This window comes from Seonamhaeicola sediminis, from assembly GCF_004358095.2.
GTDB classification, from domain to species: domain Bacteria; phylum Bacteroidota; class Bacteroidia; order Flavobacteriales; family Flavobacteriaceae; genus Seonamhaeicola; species Seonamhaeicola sediminis.
The window spans coordinates 12482-36194 of the sequence record NZ_SMZJ02000009.1 but is presented as its reverse complement, the minus strand read 5'-3'; the positions used below and the strand labels follow the sequence as shown (position 1 = coordinate 36194).

General features: G+C 34.4%; 36 protein-coding genes. 35 read left to right on the top strand and 1 reads right to left on the bottom strand.

From position 1 onward, the window contains the following. Positions 1–45: 45 nt before the first annotated feature. The gene (locus E1J38_RS12855; protein ID WP_255449892.1) at positions 46–1671 is read right to left on the bottom strand and encodes a POTRA domain-containing protein; all 1626 of its coding nucleotides are present in this window, start codon (positions 1669–1671) and stop codon (positions 46–48) included. Between the two features lie 247 nt (positions 1672–1918). On the opposite strand from E1J38_RS12855, the gene rpsL reads away from it, so the two are divergent. From rpsL to E1J38_RS12680, 35 genes are all read left to right on the top strand, one after another. Further along, the gene (gene rpsL, locus E1J38_RS12850) at positions 1919–2293 is read left to right on the top strand and encodes a 30S ribosomal protein S12 (protein ID WP_133357246.1); all 375 of its coding nucleotides are present in this window, start codon (positions 1919–1921) and stop codon (positions 2291–2293) included. Positions 2294–2317: 24 nt separating this feature from the next. Next, positions 2318–2794 carry a 30S ribosomal protein S7 gene (rpsG, locus tag E1J38_RS12845; protein WP_133357245.1) on the top strand — a complete coding sequence of 159 codons (477 nt, stop codon included), beginning with the start codon at positions 2318–2320 and terminating at the stop codon, positions 2792–2794. Between the two features lie 3 nt (positions 2795–2797). Beyond that, on the top strand, positions 2798–4924 hold the full coding sequence (fusA, locus tag E1J38_RS12840) for an elongation factor G (protein ID WP_133357244.1): 2127 nt from the start codon (positions 2798–2800) through the stop codon (positions 4922–4924). 13 nt (positions 4925–4937) lie between these two features. Continuing rightward, positions 4938–5243 (top strand): 30S ribosomal protein S10, encoded by a 306-nt coding sequence (rpsJ, locus tag E1J38_RS12835; RefSeq protein ID WP_076698044.1) that lies wholly within the window; start codon positions 4938–4940, stop codon positions 5241–5243. Between the two features lie 144 nt (positions 5244–5387). Next, positions 5388–6005: a 50S ribosomal protein L3 gene (rplC, locus tag E1J38_RS12830; RefSeq protein WP_133357243.1), complete on the top strand. Its 618-nt coding sequence runs from the start codon at positions 5388–5390 to the stop codon at positions 6003–6005. Next, complete coding sequence (gene rplD, locus E1J38_RS12825) at positions 6005–6634, top strand: 50S ribosomal protein L4 (protein ID WP_133357242.1); 630 nt, start codon at positions 6005–6007, stop codon at positions 6632–6634. The genes rplC and rplD overlap by 1 nt, the downstream gene beginning before the upstream one ends. Before the next feature lie 8 nt (positions 6635–6642). Then, complete coding sequence (rplW, locus tag E1J38_RS12820; protein ID WP_116038990.1) at positions 6643–6933, top strand: 50S ribosomal protein L23; 291 nt, start codon at positions 6643–6645, stop codon at positions 6931–6933. A 10-nt stretch (positions 6934–6943) separates the two neighbouring features. Continuing rightward, positions 6944–7771 carry a 50S ribosomal protein L2 gene (gene rplB / locus E1J38_RS12815; protein ID WP_133357241.1) on the top strand — a complete coding sequence of 276 codons (828 nt, stop codon included), beginning with the start codon at positions 6944–6946 and terminating at the stop codon, positions 7769–7771. Between the two features lie 3 nt (positions 7772–7774). Then, entirely contained in the window at positions 7775–8053 is a 279-nt protein-coding gene (rpsS, locus tag E1J38_RS12810) for a 30S ribosomal protein S19 (protein WP_013869040.1), read from the top strand. 5 nt (positions 8054–8058) lie between these two features. Then, complete coding sequence (rplV, locus tag E1J38_RS12805; protein ID WP_116038988.1) at positions 8059–8466, top strand: 50S ribosomal protein L22; 408 nt, start codon at positions 8059–8061, stop codon at positions 8464–8466. A gap of 9 nt (positions 8467–8475) precedes the next feature. After that, on the top strand, positions 8476–9189 hold the full coding sequence (gene rpsC, locus E1J38_RS12800; RefSeq protein ID WP_133357240.1) for a 30S ribosomal protein S3: 714 nt from the start codon (positions 8476–8478) through the stop codon (positions 9187–9189). Positions 9190–9208: 19 nt separating this feature from the next. Beyond that, positions 9209–9628, top strand: a complete 420-nt coding sequence (gene rplP / locus E1J38_RS12795) for a 50S ribosomal protein L16 (RefSeq protein WP_133357239.1) — start codon at positions 9209–9211, stop codon at positions 9626–9628. A 12-nt stretch (positions 9629–9640) separates the two neighbouring features. Next, positions 9641–9832, top strand: coding sequence for a 50S ribosomal protein L29 (rpmC, locus tag E1J38_RS12790; protein WP_116038985.1), 192 nt, complete (start codon positions 9641–9643; stop codon positions 9830–9832). Positions 9833–9844: 12 nt separating this feature from the next. Then, a complete protein-coding gene (rpsQ, locus tag E1J38_RS12785; RefSeq protein ID WP_042245209.1) occupies positions 9845–10102 on the top strand; it encodes a 30S ribosomal protein S17 in 258 nt (85 codons plus the stop codon). A 2-nt stretch (positions 10103–10104) separates the two neighbouring features. Next, positions 10105–10473 (top strand): 50S ribosomal protein L14, encoded by a 369-nt coding sequence (rplN, locus tag E1J38_RS12780; RefSeq protein WP_116038984.1) that lies wholly within the window; start codon positions 10105–10107, stop codon positions 10471–10473. A 12-nt stretch (positions 10474–10485) separates the two neighbouring features. Continuing rightward, a complete protein-coding gene (rplX, locus tag E1J38_RS12775) occupies positions 10486–10797 on the top strand; it encodes a 50S ribosomal protein L24 (protein WP_133357238.1) in 312 nt (103 codons plus the stop codon). Positions 10798–10799: 2 nt separating this feature from the next. Then, positions 10800–11351 carry a 50S ribosomal protein L5 gene (gene rplE / locus E1J38_RS12770; RefSeq protein ID WP_133357237.1) on the top strand — a complete coding sequence of 184 codons (552 nt, stop codon included), beginning with the start codon at positions 10800–10802 and terminating at the stop codon, positions 11349–11351. Positions 11352–11354: 3 nt separating this feature from the next. Next, entirely contained in the window at positions 11355–11624 is a 270-nt protein-coding gene (gene rpsN, locus E1J38_RS12765) for a 30S ribosomal protein S14 (RefSeq protein WP_116038981.1), read from the top strand. 72 nt (positions 11625–11696) lie between these two features. Further along, the gene (gene rpsH, locus E1J38_RS12760) at positions 11697–12095 is read left to right on the top strand and encodes a 30S ribosomal protein S8 (RefSeq protein WP_133357236.1); all 399 of its coding nucleotides are present in this window, start codon (positions 11697–11699) and stop codon (positions 12093–12095) included. Between the two features lie 15 nt (positions 12096–12110). Continuing rightward, positions 12111–12653, top strand: a complete 543-nt coding sequence (rplF, locus tag E1J38_RS12755) for a 50S ribosomal protein L6 (RefSeq protein WP_133357235.1) — start codon at positions 12111–12113, stop codon at positions 12651–12653. 10 nt (positions 12654–12663) lie between these two features. After that, positions 12664–13020, top strand: coding sequence for a 50S ribosomal protein L18 (gene rplR, locus E1J38_RS12750; RefSeq protein WP_133357234.1), 357 nt, complete (start codon positions 12664–12666; stop codon positions 13018–13020). 6 nt (positions 13021–13026) lie between these two features. Then, positions 13027–13551: a 30S ribosomal protein S5 gene (gene rpsE, locus E1J38_RS12745; RefSeq protein WP_116038977.1), complete on the top strand. Its 525-nt coding sequence runs from the start codon at positions 13027–13029 to the stop codon at positions 13549–13551. An 11-nt stretch (positions 13552–13562) separates the two neighbouring features. Then, positions 13563–13742, top strand: a complete 180-nt coding sequence (gene rpmD, locus E1J38_RS12740; protein WP_116038976.1) for a 50S ribosomal protein L30 — start codon at positions 13563–13565, stop codon at positions 13740–13742. A gap of 14 nt (positions 13743–13756) precedes the next feature. Then, the gene (gene rplO / locus E1J38_RS12735; RefSeq protein WP_116038975.1) at positions 13757–14209 is read left to right on the top strand and encodes a 50S ribosomal protein L15; all 453 of its coding nucleotides are present in this window, start codon (positions 13757–13759) and stop codon (positions 14207–14209) included. Between the two features lie 15 nt (positions 14210–14224). Then, positions 14225–15568 carry a preprotein translocase subunit SecY gene (gene secY, locus E1J38_RS12730; RefSeq protein WP_133357233.1) on the top strand — a complete coding sequence of 448 codons (1344 nt, stop codon included), beginning with the start codon at positions 14225–14227 and terminating at the stop codon, positions 15566–15568. A 10-nt stretch (positions 15569–15578) separates the two neighbouring features. Beyond that, positions 15579–15794 (top strand): translation initiation factor IF-1, encoded by a 216-nt coding sequence (gene infA / locus E1J38_RS12725; protein WP_007094967.1) that lies wholly within the window; start codon positions 15579–15581, stop codon positions 15792–15794. Positions 15795–15867: 73 nt separating this feature from the next. Beyond that, on the top strand, positions 15868–15984 hold the full coding sequence (gene ykgO, locus E1J38_RS12720; protein ID WP_013305171.1) for a type B 50S ribosomal protein L36: 117 nt from the start codon (positions 15868–15870) through the stop codon (positions 15982–15984). 103 nt (positions 15985–16087) lie between these two features. Continuing rightward, complete coding sequence (gene rpsM / locus E1J38_RS12715) at positions 16088–16456, top strand: 30S ribosomal protein S13 (RefSeq protein WP_133357232.1); 369 nt, start codon at positions 16088–16090, stop codon at positions 16454–16456. A 103-nt stretch (positions 16457–16559) separates the two neighbouring features. After that, a complete protein-coding gene (rpsK, locus tag E1J38_RS12710) occupies positions 16560–16949 on the top strand; it encodes a 30S ribosomal protein S11 (protein WP_133357231.1) in 390 nt (129 codons plus the stop codon). 184 nt (positions 16950–17133) lie between these two features. Continuing rightward, complete coding sequence (gene rpsD, locus E1J38_RS12705; protein ID WP_133357230.1) at positions 17134–17739, top strand: 30S ribosomal protein S4; 606 nt, start codon at positions 17134–17136, stop codon at positions 17737–17739. Between the two features lie 97 nt (positions 17740–17836). After that, a complete protein-coding gene (locus tag E1J38_RS12700; RefSeq protein WP_133357229.1) occupies positions 17837–18829 on the top strand; it encodes a DNA-directed RNA polymerase subunit alpha in 993 nt (330 codons plus the stop codon). 73 nt (positions 18830–18902) lie between these two features. Continuing rightward, the gene (gene rplQ, locus E1J38_RS12695; protein WP_133357228.1) at positions 18903–19382 is read left to right on the top strand and encodes a 50S ribosomal protein L17; all 480 of its coding nucleotides are present in this window, start codon (positions 18903–18905) and stop codon (positions 19380–19382) included. Positions 19383–19489: 107 nt separating this feature from the next. Continuing rightward, positions 19490–20593, top strand: a complete 1104-nt coding sequence (gene carA, locus E1J38_RS12690) for a glutamine-hydrolyzing carbamoyl-phosphate synthase small subunit (protein ID WP_133357227.1) — start codon at positions 19490–19492, stop codon at positions 20591–20593. A gap of 156 nt (positions 20594–20749) precedes the next feature. Beyond that, positions 20750–22039 carry a phosphopyruvate hydratase gene (gene eno / locus E1J38_RS12685; RefSeq protein WP_133357226.1) on the top strand — a complete coding sequence of 430 codons (1290 nt, stop codon included), beginning with the start codon at positions 20750–20752 and terminating at the stop codon, positions 22037–22039. A 192-nt stretch (positions 22040–22231) separates the two neighbouring features. Then, positions 22232–23560, top strand: coding sequence for a citrate (Si)-synthase (locus E1J38_RS12680; RefSeq protein ID WP_133357225.1), 1329 nt, complete (start codon positions 22232–22234; stop codon positions 23558–23560). Positions 23561–23713: the final 153 nt, after the last annotated feature.

The window sequence follows — 23713 nt, the reverse complement described above, 5'->3', positions numbered from 1 at the left end:
AAATAGCTTTAAAGCTTGAAAATTTATAATTCTTCAGGTTCTTAGTTAGAAAATTGTAGTTAAGCTAATATGAACTTTTGAGTTGGAAAGTTTGAACTGTTCGTTTTCTCTTTTTCCGTTAGCATAGTTGAGCTTGAATAGCCCAGACTTGGTTAGAATACCAAATCCAAAACCATAGCTAAAAAGTTTTTGACTTAAGTTGGATGTTTTATTTTCAAAATAGGCGGCATCAATTACAGAATGTAAGTAAATAGAGTTATTTAGTTGAAATCTGTATTCTGTATTTATCAATCCGTAAAGGGATGCAAAAAGGCTGTTTTCTTCAAAACCCCTTATGGAATTTATACCACCAAAGCGCAAAAGCTCATTTTCAAAGTACGAATTTGAATATATAACTGCTCCATTCGTTCTAATGTATAAGCTGTTTTTGTCATTTAGGTTGAATATATTAAAAGCATTCATTTGAAATAATGATTGCTTTTCTTTTTGAGATGTTTCTTTTCTGTTTCCAAAGTTTGTTTCCAAATGTACATAGGAATTGATAGGAAATAGTGTGTTATTGTTTTGGGGTTTTGTAAACTGGTAGCTAAATGAAATGAAATTCTTTTTGTAGTCTGATATAGCTGTAAATGAGTTGTTGTTTAAAAGATTGTTTGACTCTTCAAAAAGAACCCCAGAACTAATTTTATGTTTAGCATTTATTTGATAATGTAATTTTACCGATTGGTTTACGGTTGTAAAGCTCGAATCTTTTTTAAAAATGTAAAGAGATAAGTCTAAACCAATAGGAGATTTAAATAAATAGGGTAACGTTAAAGAGGTTTGAAATGTTTTTTGGTCATTTTCATCGCTCTTGTAAAGTAAGCTGAATGATTCGCCAAAATTTAAATTGTTGGTTAGATTTAAATTTAAATAGCCATCAAACTCAATTTTATTAGTTTCTTCATTGGTTCCAAAACCTAGAAACCCATCAAAAGAATTACTTTGATTTTTTTTTAAGTAAAGATATAAGGTTGTAGAATCATTAGAAAACAAAATTTCGGGTGGTTTAACTTCAGAAGCAAATCTTAAGTTTTGTAATTGCTCGGTTTTTGTTTTTATTTTGTTTAAATCGAAAATTTGCGACGGTTTTATTTTTAAAAAGTGTTTTAGATAAGCTTCAGGAAATTTTTCATAGCCTTTTACGATGATGTTATTAATAGTTCTTTTATTACTATTATTTGCAATAATGAGTTTAGCGTTCAATTTATTTTGGTCTTTTGTTTTGATATTAGACAACTTTATTTTTGAAAACGGAAACCCTTGCTCTGAAATTTTAGAGTTTATGAAATTTAATGCATTTTCAGTTTCAGTAAATTTTAACTTAAAATAGTCATTAAATACATCTTTTGAAATTTGTTTCAAAACCGATTTTGAAACCACATCATTCTCATAATATATATGTATGGTGTTAAATCTTTTTTTTAGTTGAAACTTAGCGTTAAAAACAGAGTCTTTTGTCTGTTGAATTGAATCAAACCTATTCTCGATAAACCCTTTTCTGTAAAGTTGCTTTTGAACAGCGTTTATTTCAGTTTTAATGGAGAGGATGTCTTTGTGGTTTTTTAAATAATTTAAGGAGTCGATTATTTGGGTTTCTTTTGGTGAGCTACCACTAATGTTCAACTTCAAATTTTGACAAAAAACCTCTGATGAAAAAAGTACAAGAATTGTAAGGAGTTTTAAAACTGTCTTGTTCACTTTGAAATGGCTGATTTTTTATTGTAAAACTAACGTAAAAAGCACAGTAATAATATAGCTTTTAAGTATAAATTTAAATTCCCTTGAAAATTAATGAATTAGGGTTTGAATTATTCATTTTAATTTCTACCTTTGCAGCCCTCTAATAAGAGGATTTAAAATTTTATATAATTTATATATGCCAACAATTTCGCAATTAGTAAGAACAGGAAGAGCCAAAATAACCAAGAAGAGTAAATCGGCTGCTTTAGATTCTTGTCCACAAAGACGTGGTGTATGTACTCGTGTTTATACAACAACACCTAAAAAACCTAACTCTGCAATGAGAAAGGTAGCAAGGGTTCGTTTAACAAACGGAAACGAGGTTAATGCATACATTGGTGGTGAAGGACATAATCTTCAAGAGCACTCGATAGTATTGGTTAGAGGTGGAAGGGTAAAAGATTTGCCAGGTGTTAGATATCACGTTGTTCGTGGGGCTTTAGATACAGCAGGTGTTGCTGGAAGAACCCAACGTAGATCTAAGTACGGTGCTAAACGCCCTAAAAAGTAATTAATCTTTATTTAAGAAGAAGACATGAGAAAAAGAGCAGCGAAAAAAAGACCGCTTTTACCAGACCCAAGGTTTAACGACCAATTGGTAACACGTTTTGTGAACAACTTAATGTGGGACGGTAAAAAGTCAGTAGCGTTCAAAGTATTCTACGATGCCATTGATATTGTAGATGCAAAAAAGACAGATGACGAGAAAACAGCTTTAGAGCTATGGAAAGATGCTTTATCAAATGTGATGCCTCACGTAGAAGTGCGTAGTCGTCGTGTTGGTGGTGCCACCTTTCAAATTCCAATGCAAATTCGTCCAGACCGTAAAATTTCAACAGCTATGAAATGGTTGATTAGTTATGCGCGTAAGCGTAATGAAAAATCAATGGCACAAAGATTAGCTTCAGAAATTTTAGCAGCAGCTAAAGAAGAAGGAGCAGCTGTTAAGAAAAGAGTTGATACTCATAAAATGGCAGAAGCAAATAAAGCATTCTCTCACTTTAGATTTTAGGAAATGGCAAGAGATTTAAAATATACTAGAAACATAGGTATTGCTGCGCATATTGATGCAGGGAAAACTACAACCACTGAGCGTATTCTTTATTATACAGGTGTGTCACATAAAATAGGTGAGGTGCATGACGGAGCAGCAACTATGGACTGGATGGAGCAAGAACAAGAAAGAGGTATTACTATTACTTCTGCTGCCACCACTTGTACATGGAACTTTCCATTGCAAAATGGACAACCTATAGATGAAACTAAACCTTATCATTTTAATATCATTGATACTCCAGGTCACGTTGACTTTACGGTTGAAGTAAACCGTTCGTTACGTGTATTGGATGGTTTGGTATTCTTGTTTAGTGCGGTTGATGGTGTTGAGCCACAATCTGAAACAAACTGGAGATTAGCTGATAATTACAAAGTGCCTAGAATTGGTTTCGTTAACAAAATGGACCGTCAAGGGTCAAACTTCTTAGCGGTTTGTCAGCAAGTAAAGGATATGTTAAAGTCTAACGCAGTGCCAATTGTATTGAATATTGGTGATGAGGTAGACTTTAAAGGTATTGTAGACCTTGTTAAGAACAGAGCTATTGTATGGCACGATGAAACTCAAGGAGCTACTTTTGATGTGATTGATATTCCAGAAGAATTAAAAGAAGAAGCTCGTAAGTATCGTGCGCTGTTAATTGAAGAAGTGGCTACTTACGATGAGAATCTTTTAGAAAAATTCATGGAAGATGAAGATTCCATTACAGAAGAAGAAGTGCATGCTGCACTTAGAGCTGCTGTTATGGATATGGCTATCATTCCAATGATTTGTGGGTCTTCATTTAAAAATAAAGGTGTTCAGTTCTTATTAGATGCTGTTTGTCGTTACTTACCGTCTCCACTAGATAGAGACAATATTGTAGGGACCAACCCAGATACAGGAGCTGAAGTATCTCGCAAGCCAGATGCTAAGGAGCCATTTTCAGCTTTGGCATTTAAAATCGCTACCGACCCCTTCGTAGGTCGTTTAGCATTCTTCCGTGCATATTCAGGACGTTTAGATGCTGGTTCTTATATCTTGAACAACCGTTCAGGTAAAAAAGAGCGTATCTCACGTATCTATCAAATGCACTCCAATAAGCAAAACGCTATCGAATATATAGAAGCAGGAGATATAGGTGCGGCAGTAGGATTTAAAGACATTAAGACTGGTGATACCATGTCTGATGAAAAACATCCTATTGTATTAGAATCTATGGATTTCCCAGATCCAGTAATTGGTATTGCTGTTGAGCCTAAAACTAAAGCAGATGTTGATAAACTAGGTATGGCTTTAGGTAAGTTAGCTGAAGAAGATCCAACGTTTACCGTTAGAACTGATGAAGCTTCAGGACAAACCATCATTTCTGGAATGGGTGAGCTTCACTTAGATATTATTGTAGACCGTTTAAGGCGTGAATTTAAGGTTGAAGTAAACCAAGGTCAGCCTCAAGTAGAATACAAAGAAGCTATTACTCAAGTTGCGCAGCATAGAGAAGTTTACAAAAAACAATCTGGTGGACGTGGTAAATTTGCAGATATTGTATTTACCCTTGAGCCTGCAGAAGAAGGTAAGCAAGGTCTTGAGTTCATTTCTGAGATTAAGGGTGGTAACGTGCCAAAGGAATTTATCCCTTCTATTGAGAAAGGATTTAAAATGGCTATGGTTAATGGACCATTAGCTGGTTATGAAGTAGACGCAATGAAGGTAACTTTAACGGATGGTTCTTACCACGATGTGGATTCTGATCAATTATCATTCGAATTAGCTGCTAAATTAGGGTTTAAAGCTGCTGCTAAAGCTGCAAAAGCCGTAATCATGGAACCTATCATGAAACTAGAAGTGATTACTCCAGAAGAAAATATGGGTGATATTGTAGGTGACCTTAACCGTCGTCGAGGACAAGTTAACGATATGAGTGATAGAGCAGGAGCTAAAGTTGTAAAAGCCTTTGTGCCATTATCAGAAATGTTTGGATATGTAACAGCATTACGTACCTTATCATCAGGTCGTGCAACATCAACAATGGAATTTGATCACTATGCAGAAACACCTTCAAATATATCTGAAGAAGTAATTAAGGCAGCTAAAGGCGTTGAAGCTTAAAAATTTTAAGAACATGAGTCAGAAAATCAGAATAAAATTAAAGTCTTACGATCACAATTTAGTAGATAAATCTGCTGATAAGATTGTAAAAACAGTTAAAAGTACTGGTGCGGTGGTAACAGGACCAATTCCATTGCCAACACACAAGAAAATATTTACTGTACTACGTTCTCCACACGTAAATAAGAAATCAAGAGAGCAATTTCAATTATCTTCTTACAAAAGATTAATGGATATTTACTCGTCGTCATCAAAAACTATTGATGCGTTGATGAAGCTTGAATTACCAAGTGGTGTTGAAGTAGAAATTAAAGTATAGTTTGTCATTCCGAACATGGTTTCGGAATCTAACATGTCCCACCGATGCGGTCGCGGGAAAAACGGATAAATACATTTCAGGGACGAAACGTATTTTGTCCCTGAAATTTTTTAAATAAGTAATAAATAAATTAATAATTAAATTATGTCTGGGTTAATTGGAAAAAAAATCGGTATGACCAGCATCTTTGATGAAAACGGGAAGAACATTCCTTGTACAGTAATCGAAGCTGGACCATGTATCGTTACCCAAGTCAGAACTGAAGAGGTTGACGGTTATAAGGCTGTTCAATTAGGTTTCGATGACGCGACAGAAAAAAGTGCTACTAAAGCAGACTTAGGTCATGCTAAGAAAGCAGGTACTTCTGTAAAACGCAAAGTCGTGGAATTTAAAGGTTTTGACGAGGAGTACAAGTTAGGAGATGCCATTACTGTTGAGCATTTCCTTGAAGGAGAATTTGTTGATATCTCTGGAACATCTAAAGGAAAAGGATTTCAAGGTGTTGTAAAGCGTCACGGATTTGGTGGTGTGGGTCAATCTACTCACGGTCAGCATAACCGTTTAAGAGCGCCTGGTTCTATTGGAGCTGCTTCATATCCTGCTAGAGTTTTCAAAGGAATGAAAATGGCCGGAAGAATGGGTGGTGAAAAAGTGAAAGTTCAAAATTTAAGAGTTTTAAAAGTAGTTGCTGAAAAGAACTTACTTGTTGTTAAAGGTTGTGTGCCTGGACATAAAAACTCTTATGTAATTATTCGTAAGTAATGAAAGTAGCAGTTTTAGATATAAACGGAAAAGACACAGGTAGACAAGCAGAGCTTTCTAATGATGTGTTTGCTATTGAACCTAATAATCATGCGGTATATTTAGACGTTAAGCAGTTTTTAGCTAATCAACGTCAAGGTACTCACAAATCTAAAGAAAGAAGTGAGATTGTTGGAAGTACTCGCAAGATTAAGAAACAAAAAGGAACTGGTACTGCCAGAGCAGGTAGTATTAAGTCTGGTGTATTTAAAGGTGGTGGACGTATGTTTGGGCCTAGACCAAGAAATTACAGTTTCAAACTTAATAAAAACTTAAAGCGTTTAGCACGTAAATCTGCGTTAAGTATTAAAGCAGGAGAAAAGGCCATTACGGTTTTAGAAGACTTCAATTTTGAGGCTCCAAAAACTAAAAACTTTACCGCTGTTTTAAAGGCGTTAGACTTGGAAAACAAAAAGTCTTTGTTTGTGTTGGGTGGGTCAAATAATAACGTATATTTGTCATCGCGCAATTTAAAAGGTTCCGAGGTTATAACAAGCTCAGAATTAAGTACTTACAAGATTTTAAATGCAAATCAAGTAGTGTTTTTAGAAGGCGCTTTAGAAGGAATAGAATCTAACTTAAGTAAATAAGACACAGTATGAGTATCTTAATTAAACCTATAATCACAGAAAAAGCGACTGCAGATAGTGAGTTAAATAACTGCTATACCTTCGCGGTGAATACAAAGGCGAACAAGGTGGAAATCAAAAAAGCTGTAGAGGCTACTTATGGTGTTTCTGTTGAAAAAGTTCGTACTATAAATGTCCGTCCAGATCGTAGTACCAAGTATACAAAAACTGGTATTCAACATGGTAAAACAAATGCTGTTAAAAAGGCAATTGTACAACTGGCGGAAGGTGAAATGATTGATTTATATGCTAATATGTAATTAGACAACAATGTCAGTAAGAAAATTAAAACCAATCACACCAGGACAGCGATTTAGAGTAGTAAATGGATTTGACACCATTACTACTGATAAGCCGGAGAAAAGTTTATTAGCTCCGAAAAAACGTTCTGGTGGTAGAAACAGTCAAGGAAAAATGACCATGCGCTACAAAGGTGGAGGTCATAAGAGAAAGTATCGTGTCATTGATTTTAAACGTAACAAAACTGGAATTCCAGCAGAGGTTAAAACAATAGAATACGATCCAAACAGATCTGCATTTATTGCTTTATTGAACTATCAAGATGGTGAGAAAAGATATATTATTGCTCAAAATGGTTTACAGGTTGGGCAAAATGTAGTGTCTGGTGAACAAGGAGTTGCTCCTGAAATTGGAAATGCAATGCCTTTAAGTGAGATTCCATTAGGAACTATTATCTCTTGTGTTGAGTTACGTCCAGGTCAAGGTGCTGTTATGGCACGTAGTGCTGGTGCTTTTGCTCAGTTAATGGCAAGAGATGGTAAGTTTGCTACTATTAAATTACCTTCTGGTGAAACACGTTTAATACTAGCAACTTGTATGGCTACTATAGGCGTTGTTTCTAACTCAGACCATCAGTTGTTAGTATCAGGTAAAGCGGGTAGAACAAGATGGTTAGGTAGAAGACCAAGAACAAGACCAGTAGTAATGAACCCAATAGATCACCCAATGGGTGGTGGTGAAGGGCGTGCTTCAGGTGGTCACCCACGTTCTAGAAACGGTATTCCTGCTAAAGGTTTTAGAACCCGTTCTAAAACAAAATCGAGTAACAAATATATTGTAGAACGTAGAAAGAAATAAGACATGGCAAGATCACTAAAAAAAGGACCTTACGTTCATTATAAATTAGAAAGAAAAGTGGCTGCAAACGTTGAAGCTAACAAAAAAACAGTAATCAAAACTTGGTCAAGAGCTAGTATGATTACTCCAGATTTTGTTGGACAAACTATAGCAGTACATAATGGCCGTCAATTTGTACCTGTTTATGTAACAGAGAACATGGTTGGTCATAAGTTAGGAGAGTTTTCACCAACACGTTCATTCCGAGGACATGCAGGTGCTAAAAATAAAGGTAAAAAATAAGAGCTATGGGAAGTCGTAAAAAACAAATGGCAGACGCTATTAAGGAAAGTAAAAAGCAAGTGGCTTTTGCTAAACTTAATAACTGTCCTACGTCACCAAGAAAAATGCGTTTAGTAGCCGATTTAGTAAGAGGTGAAAAAGTAGAAAAAGCACTTAATATCTTAAAATTTAGTCAAAAAGAAGCATCTAACCGTTTAGAGAAGTTATTACTTTCTGCAATTGCTAACTGGCAAGCTAAAAATGAAGATGCAGATATCGAGTCGGCTGAATTATTTGTAAAAGAGATAAGAGTTGATGGCGGGTCTATGTTAAAGAGATTACGTCCAGCACCTCAGGGTCGTGCACATAGAATTAGAAAAAGATCCAACCATGTAACATTAGTGCTTGGAGATAACAATAACACACAAAGTTAAGATAGAAGTATGGGACAAAAAACAAATCCAATCGGAAATCGCTTAGGAATTATCAGAGGATGGGAATCTAACTGGTATGGAGGAAACGATTATGGTGATAAGTTAGCCGAAGACGATAAGATTAGAAAATACGTTCACGCGCGTTTATCTAAAGCTAGTGTAAGTAGAGTAATTATTGAAAGAACTCTTAAGCTTGTAACCGTTACTATCACTACTGCTAGACCTGGTATTATTATTGGTAAAGGTGGTCAAGAGGTAGACAAGTTAAAAGAAGAGCTTAAAAAGATTACTGGAAAAGAAGTTCAGATCAACATTTTTGAAATTAAAAGACCTGAACTAGATGCATTTTTAGTAGCATCAAGTATTGCAAGACAAATTGAAAACAGAATTTCTTACCGTCGTGCAATAAAAATGGCTATTGCTGCTACAATGCGTATGAATGCTGAAGGAATTAAAATTCAAATTAGTGGTCGTTTAAACGGAGCTGAAATGGCACGTTCTGAGCACTATAAAGAAGGACGTATTCCTTTATCAACATTTAGAGCCGATATTGACTATGCTTTAGTTGAAGCCCACACTACCTATGGTAGATTAGGTGTAAAAGTATGGATAATGAAAGGTGAAGTATATGGTAAAAGAGAGCTTTCTCCGCTTGTTGGTTTATCTAAGAAGCAAGGAAAAGGTGGCGGACGTGGAAACAAAAACCCTCGTCGTAGAAAGTAATTTTTTAAAGTAAAGAAACATGTTACAGCCTAAAAGAACAAAATTTCGTAAGCAACAGAAAGGACGCATGAAAGGGCTTTCTCAAAGAGGGCACCAACTTTCAAACGGAACTTTCGGTATAAAAGCATTAGACTCAACGTTTATAACAGCTCGTCAAATTGAAGCTGCTCGTATTGCTGCTACTCGTTATATGAAAAGAGAAGGGTCTCTTTGGATTAAAATATTTCCAGACAAACCTATTACAAAAAAGCCTCTTGAAGTACGTATGGGTAAAGGTAAAGGTGCCGTAGAATATTGGGTAGCTGTAGTAAAACCAGGACGCGTTTTATTTGAGATTGGTGGAGTACCATTAGACGTAGCTAAAGAAGCATTACGTTTAGCAGCTCAAAAATTACCAGTAAAAACTAAGTTTATAATTGCTCGCGATTACGAAGCATAATAATTTAAGATTATGAAACAATCAGAAATTAAAGAATTATCTACAGCTGAGTTACAAGAAAAACTTAGTGAGACTAAAAAAAGTTATTCAGACCTAAAATTAGCTCATGCAATATCTCCTTTAGAGAATCCAATTCAGTTACGTACTGTAAGACGTACTGTAGCCAGAATTGCAACAGAGTTAACTAAAAGAGATTTACAATAATTCTGCTGAAAGATGGAAACAAGAAATTTAAGAAAAGAACGTATAGGGGTTGTTACAAGTAACAAGATGCAGAAATCTATTGTGGTTTCTGAGGTGAAAAAAGTAAAGCACCCTATGTATGGAAAATTCGTTTTAAAAACGAAGAAGTACGTTGCACACGATGAGAAAAACGACTGCAACGAAGGAGATACTGTTAGGATCATGGAAACAAGACCTATGAGTAAATCAAAATGTTGGAGATTAGTTGAAATAATTGAAAGAGCTAAGTAATTATGGTACAACAAGAATCAAGACTTAAGGTAGCAGATAACACCGGAGCAAAGGAAGTTTTAACTATTCGTGTTCTAGGTGGTACTAAAAGAAGATATGCATCTGTTGGAGACAAAATAGTGGTTTCTGTTAAAGATGCAACTCCTAACGGTAACATTAAAAAGGGAGCTGTTTCAACAGCTGTTGTTGTTCGTACTGTAAAGGAAGTAAGAAGACCAGACGGATCTTATATAAGATTTGATGACAATGCATGTGTATTACTAAATCCGCAAGGAGAAATGAGAGGTACACGTGTATTTGGTCCTGTTGCAAGAGAACTTCGTGATAAGCAATTCATGAAGATTGTATCATTAGCACCAGAGGTGCTTTAATACATTATTAAGATGACAAAGCTTAAAATTAAAACAGGAGATACCGTAAAAGTAATTGCTGGAGACCACAAAGGAGCAGAAGGTAAAGTACAAAAGGTATTAATAGACAAGAATAAAGCGATTGTAGAGGGTGTTAACATGGTTAAAAAACACACAAAACCAAGTGCACAAAACCCTCAAGGAGGAATCGTTGAAAAAGAAGCGCCAATTCATATTTCAAACTTATCGTTGTTAACCGCTAATGGAGAGACAACACGAGTAGGTTATAAAATTGAAGGCGATAAGAAAGTGAGATTTTCAGTAAAATCTAATGAAGTAATTTAGTTATGGCATATTCACCAAGACTTAAGCAAGAGTATAAAAGTAGAGTAATTGCAGCTCTTACAGATGAATTTGGATATAAAAATGTAATGCAAGTTCCTAAACTAGAGAAGATAGTAATATCTAAAGGTGTTGGGGCAGCTGTTGCAGATAAAAAGTTAATAGACCACGCTGTGGAAGAGTTAACTACTATATCCGGACAAAAAGCGGTAGCAACCATATCTAAAAAAGACGTTGCTTCTTTTAAATTACGTAAAGGTATGCCTATTGGAGCTAAAGTTACTTTGCGAGGAGAAAGAATGTATGAGTTCTTAGATAGATTAGTGACTTCAGCACTTCCTCGTGTTAGAGATTTTAACGGAATTAAAGCAACTGGTTTTGACGGAAGAGGTAACTACAATTTAGGTGTTACAGAGCAAATCATTTTTCCAGAGATAAATATTGATAGAGTAAATAAAATCTCTGGAATGGATATTACATTTGTAACTTCTGCAGAAACAGATAAAGAAGCAAAATCATTATTAACTGAATTAGGGTTACCTTTTAAAAAGAACTAAGTTATGGCTAAAGAATCAATGAAAGCCCGCGAGGTAAAAAGAGCTAAAACAGTAGCTAAGTATGCTGCAAAACGTAAAGCTTTAAAAGAAGCTGGAGATTATGAAGCATTACAAAAGTTACCAAAAAATGCTTCCCCTATTCGCATGCATAATAGATGTAAATTAACAGGAAGACCTAAAGGATATATGAGAGATTTTGGAATTTCTCGTGTAACTTTTAGAGAAATGGCTAACCAAGGTCTTATTCCTGGAGTTAGAAAAGCTAGTTGGTAATATTATTTAAAGTAATCAGATTTAAGGTTCGGTAACCAACACTGAAAACCAAAATCACAAAATCAATTAATTATGTACACAGATCCAATTGCGGATTATTTAACAAGAATTAGAAACGCAGTACGTGCTGGCCACAGAGTGGTTGAGATTCCTGCTTCTAATTTAAAGAAGGACATAACTAAAATATTATTCGAACAAGGATATATTTTAAGTTATAAATTTGATGATTCTACAACACAGGGTACTATTAAAATTGCACTTAAATACAATAGTGTAACTAAGGAGCCTGTTATTAAGAAAATTCAAAGAATAAGTAAACCAGGTTTACGTAAGTATGCTGGTGCTAAAGAATTACCTAGAATCCTTAATGGTCTTGGTGTTGCTATTGTTTCTACTTCACACGGAGTAATGACAGGTAAACAAGCCAAAAGAGATAACGTAGGTGGTGAAGTATTGTGTTACGTTTACTAAAAAAGGGAGATAGCAATGAGTAGAATAGGAAATAACCCAATAGCAATTCCAGAAGGAGTTACTGTAGAAGTAAAGGATAACGTAATTACCGTAAAAGGTAAATTAGGAGAGTTAACTCAAGAGTTTGATACTATTGATGTTAAAGTTGAAGAAGGTAACGTGACAGTATCGCGTTCAGCTGATTCTAAAAACTTTAAAGCAAAACATGGTCTTTATAGATCACTTGTAAACAACATGATAGAAGGTGTTTCTAAAGGATTTAGTAAAGAATTAGAGTTGGTAGGTGTAGGTTATAGAGCTAGTAATCAAGGACAAAAACTTGATTTAGCTTTAGGATTTTCACATAATATCATTTTAGACTTAGCTCCTGAAGTTAAGGTTGAAACCGTAAGTGAAAAAGGTAAAAACCCTATAGTAAAGTTAACTTCTCATGATAAACAACTTGTTGGTCAAGTAGCTGCAAAGATTCGTGGTTTTAGAAAACCAGAACCATATAAGGGTAAGGGTATCAAGTTTGTTGGTGAAGAAATTAGAAGAAAAGCAGGTAAATCAGCTTAATAATTAAGTTATGGCATTAACAAAGAACCAAAGAAGACAAAGAATAAAAAACAGAATACGTAAGGTGGTTTCTGGTACAGAGGTAAAACCTAGATTAGCTGTTTTTAGAAGTAATAAAGAAATTTACGCTCAAATTATAGATGACGTTTCGGGTAAAACTATTAGCGCTGCATCTTCTAGAGATAAAGATATAGATACTGCTAAAGTTAACAAGACTGAGGCTGCAAAATTGGTAGGTAAGTCTCTTGCTGAAAAAGCTTTAAAAGCTGGTGTTGAGAACATTGCTTTTGATAGAGGAGGATATTTATATCACGGTAGAGTTAAATCATTAGCTGAAGGTGCTAGAGAAGCTGGATTAAAATTTTAAGAAATTATGTATCAAAATTATAAAAGCGCAGAATTAGTAAAGCCAGGTGGATTAGATCTTAAAGATCGTTTAGTTGGTGTGCAAAGGGTTACTAAAGTAACTAAAGGTGGTAGAGCTTTTGGTTTCTCAGCTATCGTTGTAGTTGGTGATGAGGCTGGTGTTGTAGGTCAAGGGTTAGGAAAATCTAAAGACGTTGCTAGCGCCATTGCTAAAGCCGTTGAAGATGCTAAGAAAAACCTAGTACGTATTCCTATTAGAAAAGGAACATTACCACATGAGCAAAAAGGTAAATATGGTGGAGCTAGAGTAAACATCATCCCTGCAGCTCCTGGTACAGGGGTTATAGCAGGTGGAGCGGTAAGAACTGTTCTTGAAGCTGTTGGAGTACACGATGTGTTATCAAAATCTCAAGGATCTTCAAACCCTCACAATGTTGTAAAAGCTACATTTGATGCTTTATTGCAATTAAGAGATGCTAACACTATTGCTAAAGATAGAGGTATTTCACTTGAAAAAGTTTTTAACGCTTAATATAGACAGAAATGGCAAAGATTAAAGTAACAAAAGTTAAAAGCGCAATCAATCGTACGCAAAGACAAAAAAGAATTTTAGAGTCTTTAGGTCTCAAAAAGATTGGTCAAGTAAAAGAGCATGAAGCTACACCAAACATTTTGGGTATGGTAGCTAAAGTATCACATTTAGTTTCTGTTGAAGAAGCTTAAAAATATAAACTGAAATGGATTTAAGTAATTTACAACCTGCAGAAGGTTCAGTAAAAAACCAAGGAAAACGTGTTGGTCGCGGACAAGGATCTGGTAAAGGTGGTACTGCTACACGTGGTCACAAAGGAGCTAAGTCACGTTCTGGTTATTCTAAAAAGTTAGGATTTGAAGGTGGTCAAATGCCACTTCAAAGACGTGTGCCTAAATTTGGTTTTAAAAATATCAATCGTGTTGAATATCAAGGTATCAATTTAGATACTTTACAACAATTGGTTGACGATAAGAAGATTAAAGATACAGTAGATTTAGACGTAATCTTATCTAACAGATTAGCTGGTAAAAACGACTTAGTTAAGATTTTAGGTAGAGGTGAATTAAAGGCTAAATTAAAAGTATCTGCTCATAAGTTTACTGCTTCAGCAAAAGCTGCTATTGAAGCTGCTGGAGGAGAAGCCGTAACATTATAAGACCTTATTAACAGTATGAAATTTATAGAATCAATAAAAAATGTTTGGAAAATAGAGGAACTAAGAAACAGAATCATCTTAACGTTGGGTTTGTTGTTAGTTTATCGTTTTGGTACTGTTGTTACATTACCTGGTATTGATCCAGATCAATTACAAGGATTGGCAGATAGTACCGATGAAGGTATCTTAGGATTACTTGCTGCCTTCACAGGAGGAGCTCTTTCTAGAGCTTCGGTATTTGCATTAGGTATCATGCCATACATTTCTGCTTCTATTGTTGTACAATTAATGGGTATTGCAATTCCTTATTTGCAAAAACTGCAAAAAGAGGGTGCTAGTGGCCAAAAGAAAATCACACAAATTACCCGTTGGTTAACCATAGCTATTTGTTTGTTTCAATCACCTGCATATTTAGCTAGTTTACCTAGTTTAGGAGTGCCTCAAAGTGCTTATTTGTTATCAGGACCAGTTTTCTATTTTTCATCAATAAGTATTTTGGTTACAGGATGTATTTTCGCTATGTGGCTAGGTGAAAAAATAACTGATAAAGGAATAGGTAATGGTATTTCATTATTAATTATGGTAGGTATTATTGCTACCTTACCTCAATCTTTTGTGCAAAATGCTGCAACAAGAATGGAAGGTAACAACGTAATGCTTATCCTTTTTGAATTGGTAATTTGGTTTGTAATCATTTTAGCTTCTATTATGTTGGTCATGGCTGTTAGAAAGATTGCGGTACAATATGCTAGAAGAACGGCTTCTGGAGGTTATGAAAGAGCTGCAGCAGGCGGATCTAGACAATATATACCGTTAAAGCTTAATGCTTCAGGTGTAATGCCAATTATATTTGCACAAGCTATTATGTTTGTTCCAGGAGTTATTGGAGGGTCTTCATGGCTAAAAGATACAGGAGCTGGAGCATGGTTGCAAACAAATTTTTCAGATATTTTCGGATTCTGGTATAATTTAGTATTTGCGCTGTTAATTATAGTATTCACCTACTTTTATACTGCCATCACAGTGCCAACTAATAAAATGGCTGATGATTTAAAACGAAGTGGTGGTTTTATTCCAGGAATTCGTCCAGGTTCTGAAACAGCCGAGTATTTAGATAAAATAATGTCTCAAATAACATTACCAGGTTCTGTTTTCTTAGCTTTAATAGCTGTGTTTCCAGCATTTATTGTTAAGCTAATGGATGTTGGTCAAGGTTGGGCATTGTTTTTTGGAGGAACATCGCTACTAATTATGGTTGGAGTTGCAATTGATACTATGCAGCAAATAAATGCTTACTTGCTGAATAGGCATTACGACGGCTTGATGAAAACGGGTAAAAATAGAAAAGCAATAGCTTAATTATTATACTATGGCAAAACAAGCGGCAATAGAGCAAGACGGAACTATTATAGAAGCATTATCAAATGCAATGTTTCGTGTTGAATTAGAAAATGGTCACATTGTGACAGCACATATTTCTGGTAAGATGCGTATGCATTATATAAAGCTGTTACCAGGAGATAAAGTAAAATTAGAAATGAGTCCTTATGATTTAACTAAGGCTCGTATAACTTATAGATATTAAAAATTTTAGACGTACGAATTTACGATTTTAGAAGTTTTTCAATCGTAAATCGTAAATCGTAAATCATAGAATTATGAAAGTAAGAGCATCAGTTAAAAAAAGAAGCGCAGATTGTAAAATTGTGCGTAGAAAAGGAAGGCTTTATGTGATAAACAAAAAGAATCCTAGATTTAAACAAAGACAAGGTTAAAAAAATAAGTCATTAGTTTTTTATACGTTAGATGAATCTGTTTGAAATAGCAATGTTTAGGATTCTAACAACTAAAAGCTAACAACTAGAAACTAAAAACAATATGGCAAGAATTGCAGGTGTAGATATACCAAAACACAAAAGAGGAGTAATTGCTTTAACTTATATCTACGGAGTAGGTAAAAGTAGAGCACAAGAAATTTTAGAAACTGCTAAAGTTGATCAAGACATCAAAGTTCAAGATTGGAATGATGATCAAATTAGCGGTATCCGTGAAGCCATAGCGGCTTACACTATCGAAGGTGAGTTACGTTCTGAAACTCAATTAAACATTAAACGTTTAATGGATATTGGATGTTTTAGAGGTATTCGTCATAGAGCTGGTTTACCATTAAGAGGTCAACGTACAAAAAACAACTCTAGAACCAGAAAAGGTAGAAGAAAAACAGTTGCTAATAAGAAAAAAGCATAATAAATAACAAGATATTAGTATTTAGACGTTAGATGAATCTGTTTGAAATAGCAATGTTTAGGATTCTAACAACTAAAAGCTAACAGCTAGAAACTAAAGAAATATGGCAAAAACAAGTACAAAAACAAAAAAACGTAAAGTTATTGTTGACTCTATAGGAGAGGCACACATTACAGCCTCTTTCAATAACATTATTGTGTCTCTTACCAACAAAAAAGGTGATGTAATATCATGGTCATCTGCTGGTAAGATGGGTTTTAGAGGATCTAAGAAAAACACACCTTATGCGGCTCAATTGGCTGCTGAAGATGCTGCTAATGTAGCACAAGAAGCTGGGTTGAAAAAAGTAAAGGTATATGTAAAAGGTCCTGGTAATGGTAGAGAGTCTGCTATTCGTTCTATTCACAATGCAGGTATTGAGGTAACTGAAATCATTGATGTTACGCCATTGCCACATAATGGATGTAGACCTCCTAAAAGAAGAAGAGTTTAATCACTAAAAAGTGATTTTTATAAGTTAAAAATTAATATCATCTGATTAACAGATGGTATTAATTTTTTGCATAAATTTGCAAACTGAAAAATTTTTATTAAAACAAGTATCAACAAGAGATAATATGGTTGTCGAAGGATAAGATTAAGACCTTAATTCATAACCTCTCTTAAAATAATTTAAAATGGCAAGATATACTGGTCCTAAAACTAAAATAGCTAGAAAATTTGGTGAAGCTATTTTTGGAGAAGATAAGTCTTTTGAAAAAAGAAATTATCCTCCAGGTCAACATGGAAATAACAGACGCCGTGGCAAAAAGTCTGAGTATGCAATTCAATTAGCCGAAAAACAAAAGGCAAAATACACTTATGGTGTTTTAGAGCGTCAGTTTAGAGGTTTATTTAAAAAAGCAAGAGCCGCTCAAGGTATTACAGGTGAAGTGTTATTACAATTATGTGAATCTCGTTTAGATAACGTAGTGTACAGAATGGGAGTTGCACCTTCAAGAAGCGGAGCACGTCAATTAGTATCTCACAGACATATTACTGTAAATGGAGATGTGGTTAACATCCCTTCTTACCAATTAAAAGCTGGAGATGTTGTAGGTGTTAGAGAAAAATCTAAATCTTTAGAAGTTATTCAAAATTCACTTTCAAACGCATCTCAAGTTTATGAGTGGATTACTTGGAATAATGAAACTAAAGAAGGAACGTATGTTTCTGTTCCTGCTAGAATTCAAATCCCAGAAAATATTAACGAGCAATTCATCGTCGAATTATACTCTAAATAATAAATTAACAATATTGGTATTTAGCCAAAGGGTCTATTTGTTCTTCTTCAAACTTATAGACCGCGCAACTAAATAACAATTAAAACGAAGAAAAAATATGGCAGTTTTTAGTTTTCAAAAGCCCGACAAAGTAATCATGATTGATTCCACAGATTTTGAAGGGAAATTCGAATTTCGTCCTTTAGAACCTGGTTACGGATTAACAGTTGGTAATGCGCTTAGAAGAGTGTTGCTTTCTTCTTTAGAAGGGTTTGCAATTACTTCTGTAAGAATTGAAGGTGTAGACCACGAGTTTTCTACAATTCCTGGTGTAGTTGAAGATGTTACAGAAATTATTTTAAATTTAAAACAAGCACGTTTTAAAAGACAGATAGACGATATTGATAACGAGTCAGTTTCAATTTCAATTTCTGGTCAAGAGAGAATTACCGCTGGTGATTTCCAAAAGTTTATTTCTGGTTTTCAAGTTTTAAATACAGAGCTGGTAATTTGTAATTTAGATCCTAAAGTAAATCTAAATCTAGAAATTACTATTGAAAAAGGAAGAGGTTATGTGCCTGCAGAAGAAAACAAAAAAGCTGCAGCACCGGTAGGAACTATCTTTACTGATTCTGTTTATACACCAATAAAGAATGTTAAATATAGCATTGAAAATTATCGTGTTGAGCAAAAAACAGATTACGAAAAATTGGTTTTTGAAATTTTAACCGATGGTTCTATCACTCCGCAAGATGCTTTAACAGAGGCAGCAAAAACATTAATACATCACTTTATGTTGTTCTCTGATGAGAGAATAACATTGGAGGCTGATGAAATTGCACAAACTGAAACATATGATGAAGAATCGTTGCACATGCGTCAGTTACTTAAAACAAAACTGATAGATATGGATTTATCTGTTCGTGCACTTAATTGTTTAAAAGCAGCAGAAGTAGATACGTTAGGAGATTTAGTATCATTCAATAAAAATGATTTAATGAAATTCAGAAACTTTGGTAAAAAGTCTTTAACAGAGCTTGAAGAGCTTGTAAACGTTAAAGGGTTAAGTTTTGGGATGGACTTAAGTAAGTATAAATTAGATAAAGATTAAATAAATTAATAACTCCTTTATAATTTGCTCCTCAAAAAGAGTGGTAGCAAGATAAAGGTTTAAAACAAATGTCATGAGACACGGAAAAAAAATCAACCATTTAGGTAGAAAAACTGCTCACAGAAAGGCAATGTTGGCTAATATGGCTTGTTCTTTAATAGAACACAAGCGTATTAATACTACGGTTGCAAAAGCAAAAGCTTTAAAACAATTTGTTGAGCCACTAGTTACTAAATCTAAAGAAGACACTACGCACAACAGACGTATTGTTTTTAGTAAATTAAGACAAAAAGATGCGGTAACTGAGTTATTCAGAGAAGTAGCAGTAAAAGTTGGTGACAGACCAGGTGGTTACACAAGAATCATTAAGTTAGGAAACCGTTTAGGTGACAACGCTGATATGGCTATGATTGAGTTGGTAGATTACAATGAAATCTACAATGCAGATACACCTAAGAAAAAGACTACCAGACGTAGTAGACGTGGAGGTAGCAAACCAGCTGCAGCGGCTCCTGTAGTTGAGAATACAGCAACTAACGAAGAGGAAGAATAAATGTTAATAAGCATTTAATATAATAAGGATAAACTATTTTTAGTTTATCCTTTTTTTTTGAATTTTTGTAAAACTTTTTCCTCTAGGGGAATCTCATAAAAATTAAGATGAAATATCAAAAAAAGAAAGATGCCGTAGTTATTTTAGCAGATGGCACCATTTTTTACGGAAAAGCAGTAGGTAACAAACAAGGAACAGCATTTGGAGAAGTATGTTTTAACACCGGAATGACAGGTTATCAGGAGATTTTCACTGATCCATCATATTTCGGGCAGTTAATGGTAGCTACTAATGCACATATTGGTAATTACGGAACCAATGAAGATGAAGTAGAATCAGATTCTATTAAAATTTCTGGTCTAATTGTTAAAAACTTTAGCTATGATTACTCACGTGATGCAGCTGATGGCTCTCTAGAAGACTTTTTGAACAAAAACAACTTATTTGCAGTCTCTGATGTTGATACAAGAGCGCTTGTAAGTTACATTAGAGAACATGGTGCAATGAATGCAGTTATAAGTACCGAAGTTGAAGATATTGAAGGTTTAAAAAAGCAATTGGCAGAAGTGCCTAGTATGGAAGGTTTGGAGTTGGCATCAAAAGTATCCACAAAAGAGCCTTACTACTTTGGAGATGAAAATGCAACTTACAAAGTAGCGGCTTTAGACATTGGTATAAAGAAAAATATTTTAAGAAATATTGCAAGTAGAGACTGTTATATAAAGGTGTTTCCATACAACTCTAAGTTTGAAGATTTAGAAGCTTTTAATCCAGATGGTTATTTCTTGTCAAACGGACCTGGAGACCCAGAACCTTTAGTTGATGCACAGGCAATTGCTAAAGAAGTTATCAAAAGAAATTTACCGCTGTTTGGAATCTGTTTAGGGCACCAGGTAATTGCTATTGCTAATAATGTATCTACTTATAAAATGTATAACGGACACAGAGGTATTAATCATCCTGTAAAAAATCTTATAACAGGTAAAGGCGAGATTACTTCTCAAAACCATGGGTTTGCTGTAAACAGAGAAGAGGCAGAAGCTAATCCAGATCTAGAAGTTACACACGTTCATTTAAATGATAATACCTTGGCAGGATTAGCAATGAAGAATAAAAATGTATTCTCTGTTCAGTATCATCCTGAAGCAAGTCCAGGACCTCATGATTCATCGTATTTATTCGATCAATTTATTGAGAATATAAAAAAATAAAACATTAGTATTTAACCTGTAACTAATTGTTTTTTAAGGATTAAGTTTTACTAAAACGTTATAGATGTTATTTTGCTAAATTCTTTTAAAACATCTGAAAAAAAACAAGATTTAGCCGTAAATTTGAAGTATTAAAAGTTTAAAAATAAACCAATTATGAGTATAATAATTAATGTCCACGCAAGACAAATTCTTGATTCAAGAGGTAACCCTACCGTTGAAGTTGATGTGGTAACTGAAAATAATATATTAGGAAGAGCTGCTGTTCCTTCAGGAGCATCAACTGGTGAGCATGAAGCTGTAGAGTTACGTGATGGAGGAGATACATACATGGGGAAAGGTGTTTTAAAAGCAGTTGAAAATGTTAATACTATAATTGCAGAAGAATTAATAGGAGTTTCTGTTTTTGAACAAAACCTTATTGATAAAATAATGATTGATTTAGATGGTACTCCTAACAAATCTAAATTAGGAGCTAACGCTATTTTAGGAGTGTCTTTAGCTGTTGCAAAAGCTGCTGCCAACGAATTGAATATGCCACTTTATAGATACGTAGGTGGTGTTTCGGCAAATACATTGCCAGTACCAATGATGAATATTATAAATGGAGGATCTCATAGTGATGCGCCAATAGCGTTCCAAGAGTTTATGATTATGCCAGTAAAAGCGGAAACATTTACGCATGCTATGCAAATGGGTACTGAAATTTTTCATCATTTAAAAAAAGTGTTGCATGATAGAGGTTTAAGTACAGCAGTTGGTGATGAAGGAGGGTTTGCGCCAACTTTAGATGGTACCGAAGATGCTATTGAAACAATAGGGAAGGCCGTTGAGAATGCAGGATACAAATTTGGAGACGAAGTAAAAATTGCATTAGATTGTGCATCAGCAGAGTTCTATAAAGATGGTAAATACGATTACACCCTGTTTGAAGGAGAAAAAGGTATGGTGAGAACATCAGAGGAACAAGCTGAATACTTAGCAGAATTATGTGCTAAATACCCAATTATTTCTATTGAAGATGGTATGGATGAAAACGATTGGGATGGCTGGAAATCATTAACCGAGAAAGTCGGAGACAAAGTTCAATTAGTAGGTGATGATTTATATGTAACCAATGTTGAGCGTTTATCTCGTGGAATTGAAAACGGAATTGCAAATTCAATTTTAATTAAAGTAAACCAAATAGGTTCCTTAACAGAAACCATTGCAGCGGTCAATATGGCTAAAAATGCTGGATATACCTCTGTGATGTCTCACAGATCTGGAGAGACTGAAGATAACACTATTGCAGATTTAGCTGTTGCACTTAACTGTGGACAAATAAAAACAGGGTCTGCATCACGTTCAGATCGTATGGCTAAATACAATCAGTTATTACGTATTGAAGAAGAGTTAGGAGATGTTGCTTATTTCCCACAAGAAAAAGCTTTTAAAGTGAAGTAACTTAGTTTTAATAATAATGAAAGGCCAAATTCAAAATTTGAATTTGGCCTTTTTGTTTTCTTGATACTTGAGTTTTAATTTTTATAATTAATAATAACTAATTCATTTTGTGATAAATATCATATTTTAATTGTTAAAAGTATGATAATTTTATAAAGCTCCCTTTTTAATAATCTAATATCATAACATGTCATGAGTAAGTTGAAAGATACCCTATATCAAAAGATTCTCGATCATAGAAAACGAACAACTAAACTTTTAAAGGAAAGTGGAGATACAGTTATAGATGAGGTTAAAGTATCTCAAATAATTGGTGGTATGAGAGGTATAAAGAGCCTTGTTACTGATATATCATATTTAGATCCTTATGAAGGTATTCGTTACAGGGGGTATACGCTTCAGGAAGTATTGAGTAAATTACCAAAGGCTGAAGGCGCAGAAATGCCATATGTAGAAGGACTTTATTATTTGTTGTTGACAGGAGAAATGCCTTCAAAAGAAGAAGTTGAAGAGCTTATGGTAACCTTCAGGAATCGCCGAATTGTACCACGTTATGTATGGGATGTTATAGACTCTTTTCCTAGTGAAAGTCACCCTATGGCAATTCTTTCTGCGGCAGTTATGAGTTTGGAAAGGGAGTCTCATTTTAATGTAAAATACAAGCAAGGACTCAATAAAATGGATTACTGGGATAGTACATTTGAAGATGCTACTAACTTAATAGCCAAAATGCCTTTAATAGGTGCTTATATTTATAATAAATTATATCAAAAAGGAAAAGGCCATCGTTACCCTGATCCATCTATGGATTTAGGGGCAAATTTTGCTTATATGATGGGTAAGGATAAACCATATGATGATGTATCTAGGATGTATTTCATTATTCATGCAGATCATGAAAGTGGTAATGTTAGTGCTCATACGGGGCATTTAGTGGCTAGTACTTTATCTGATGTGTACTATTCAATATCAGCAATGATTAATGGTCTAGCCGGACCTTTACATGGATTGGCAAACCAAGAAGTTTTAAGATGGTTGCAAGGGTTGAGAAATCAAATGGATGGTAAATTACCTAATGAGGATGAAATGAAACAATACGTATGGGACACCTTAAACAGAGGGCAAGTCATTCCAGGTTACGGCCATGCAGTTTTAAGAAAAACAGATCCCAGATATACAGTTCAAAGAGAATTTTGTTTAAAACACATGCCTGATGATGAATTGTTTAAGTACGTGGATGCCTTATACAAAGTTGTTCCAGATATTTTACGAGAACAAGGTAAAGCAAAAAACCCATGGCCAAATGTTGATGCTCAATCAGGGGTTGTACAATGGCATTATGGAATTACAGAATACGACTTTTATACAGTTTTGTTTGCCATTGGCAGATCAATTGGTGTTTTATCAAATATTATTTGGGATAGAGCACTAGGTTACCCTTTAGAAAGGCCTAAATCTGTAACTACAGATATGTTAGAAAAAATGGTTGGGTCTACTAAAGAGTTTGTAAGTACAAATTAACATTTACCGTTTTTTTTGAATAAACAATAAAGTGATTATTTTTTTAATAATCACTTTATTTATTTGCTATCAATTTTGAATATGCCTAATTTATCTAATATCATTATTGATAAACTTTAATAATAAGGCCTTTTTTTGTAATTTAGCGCTCCG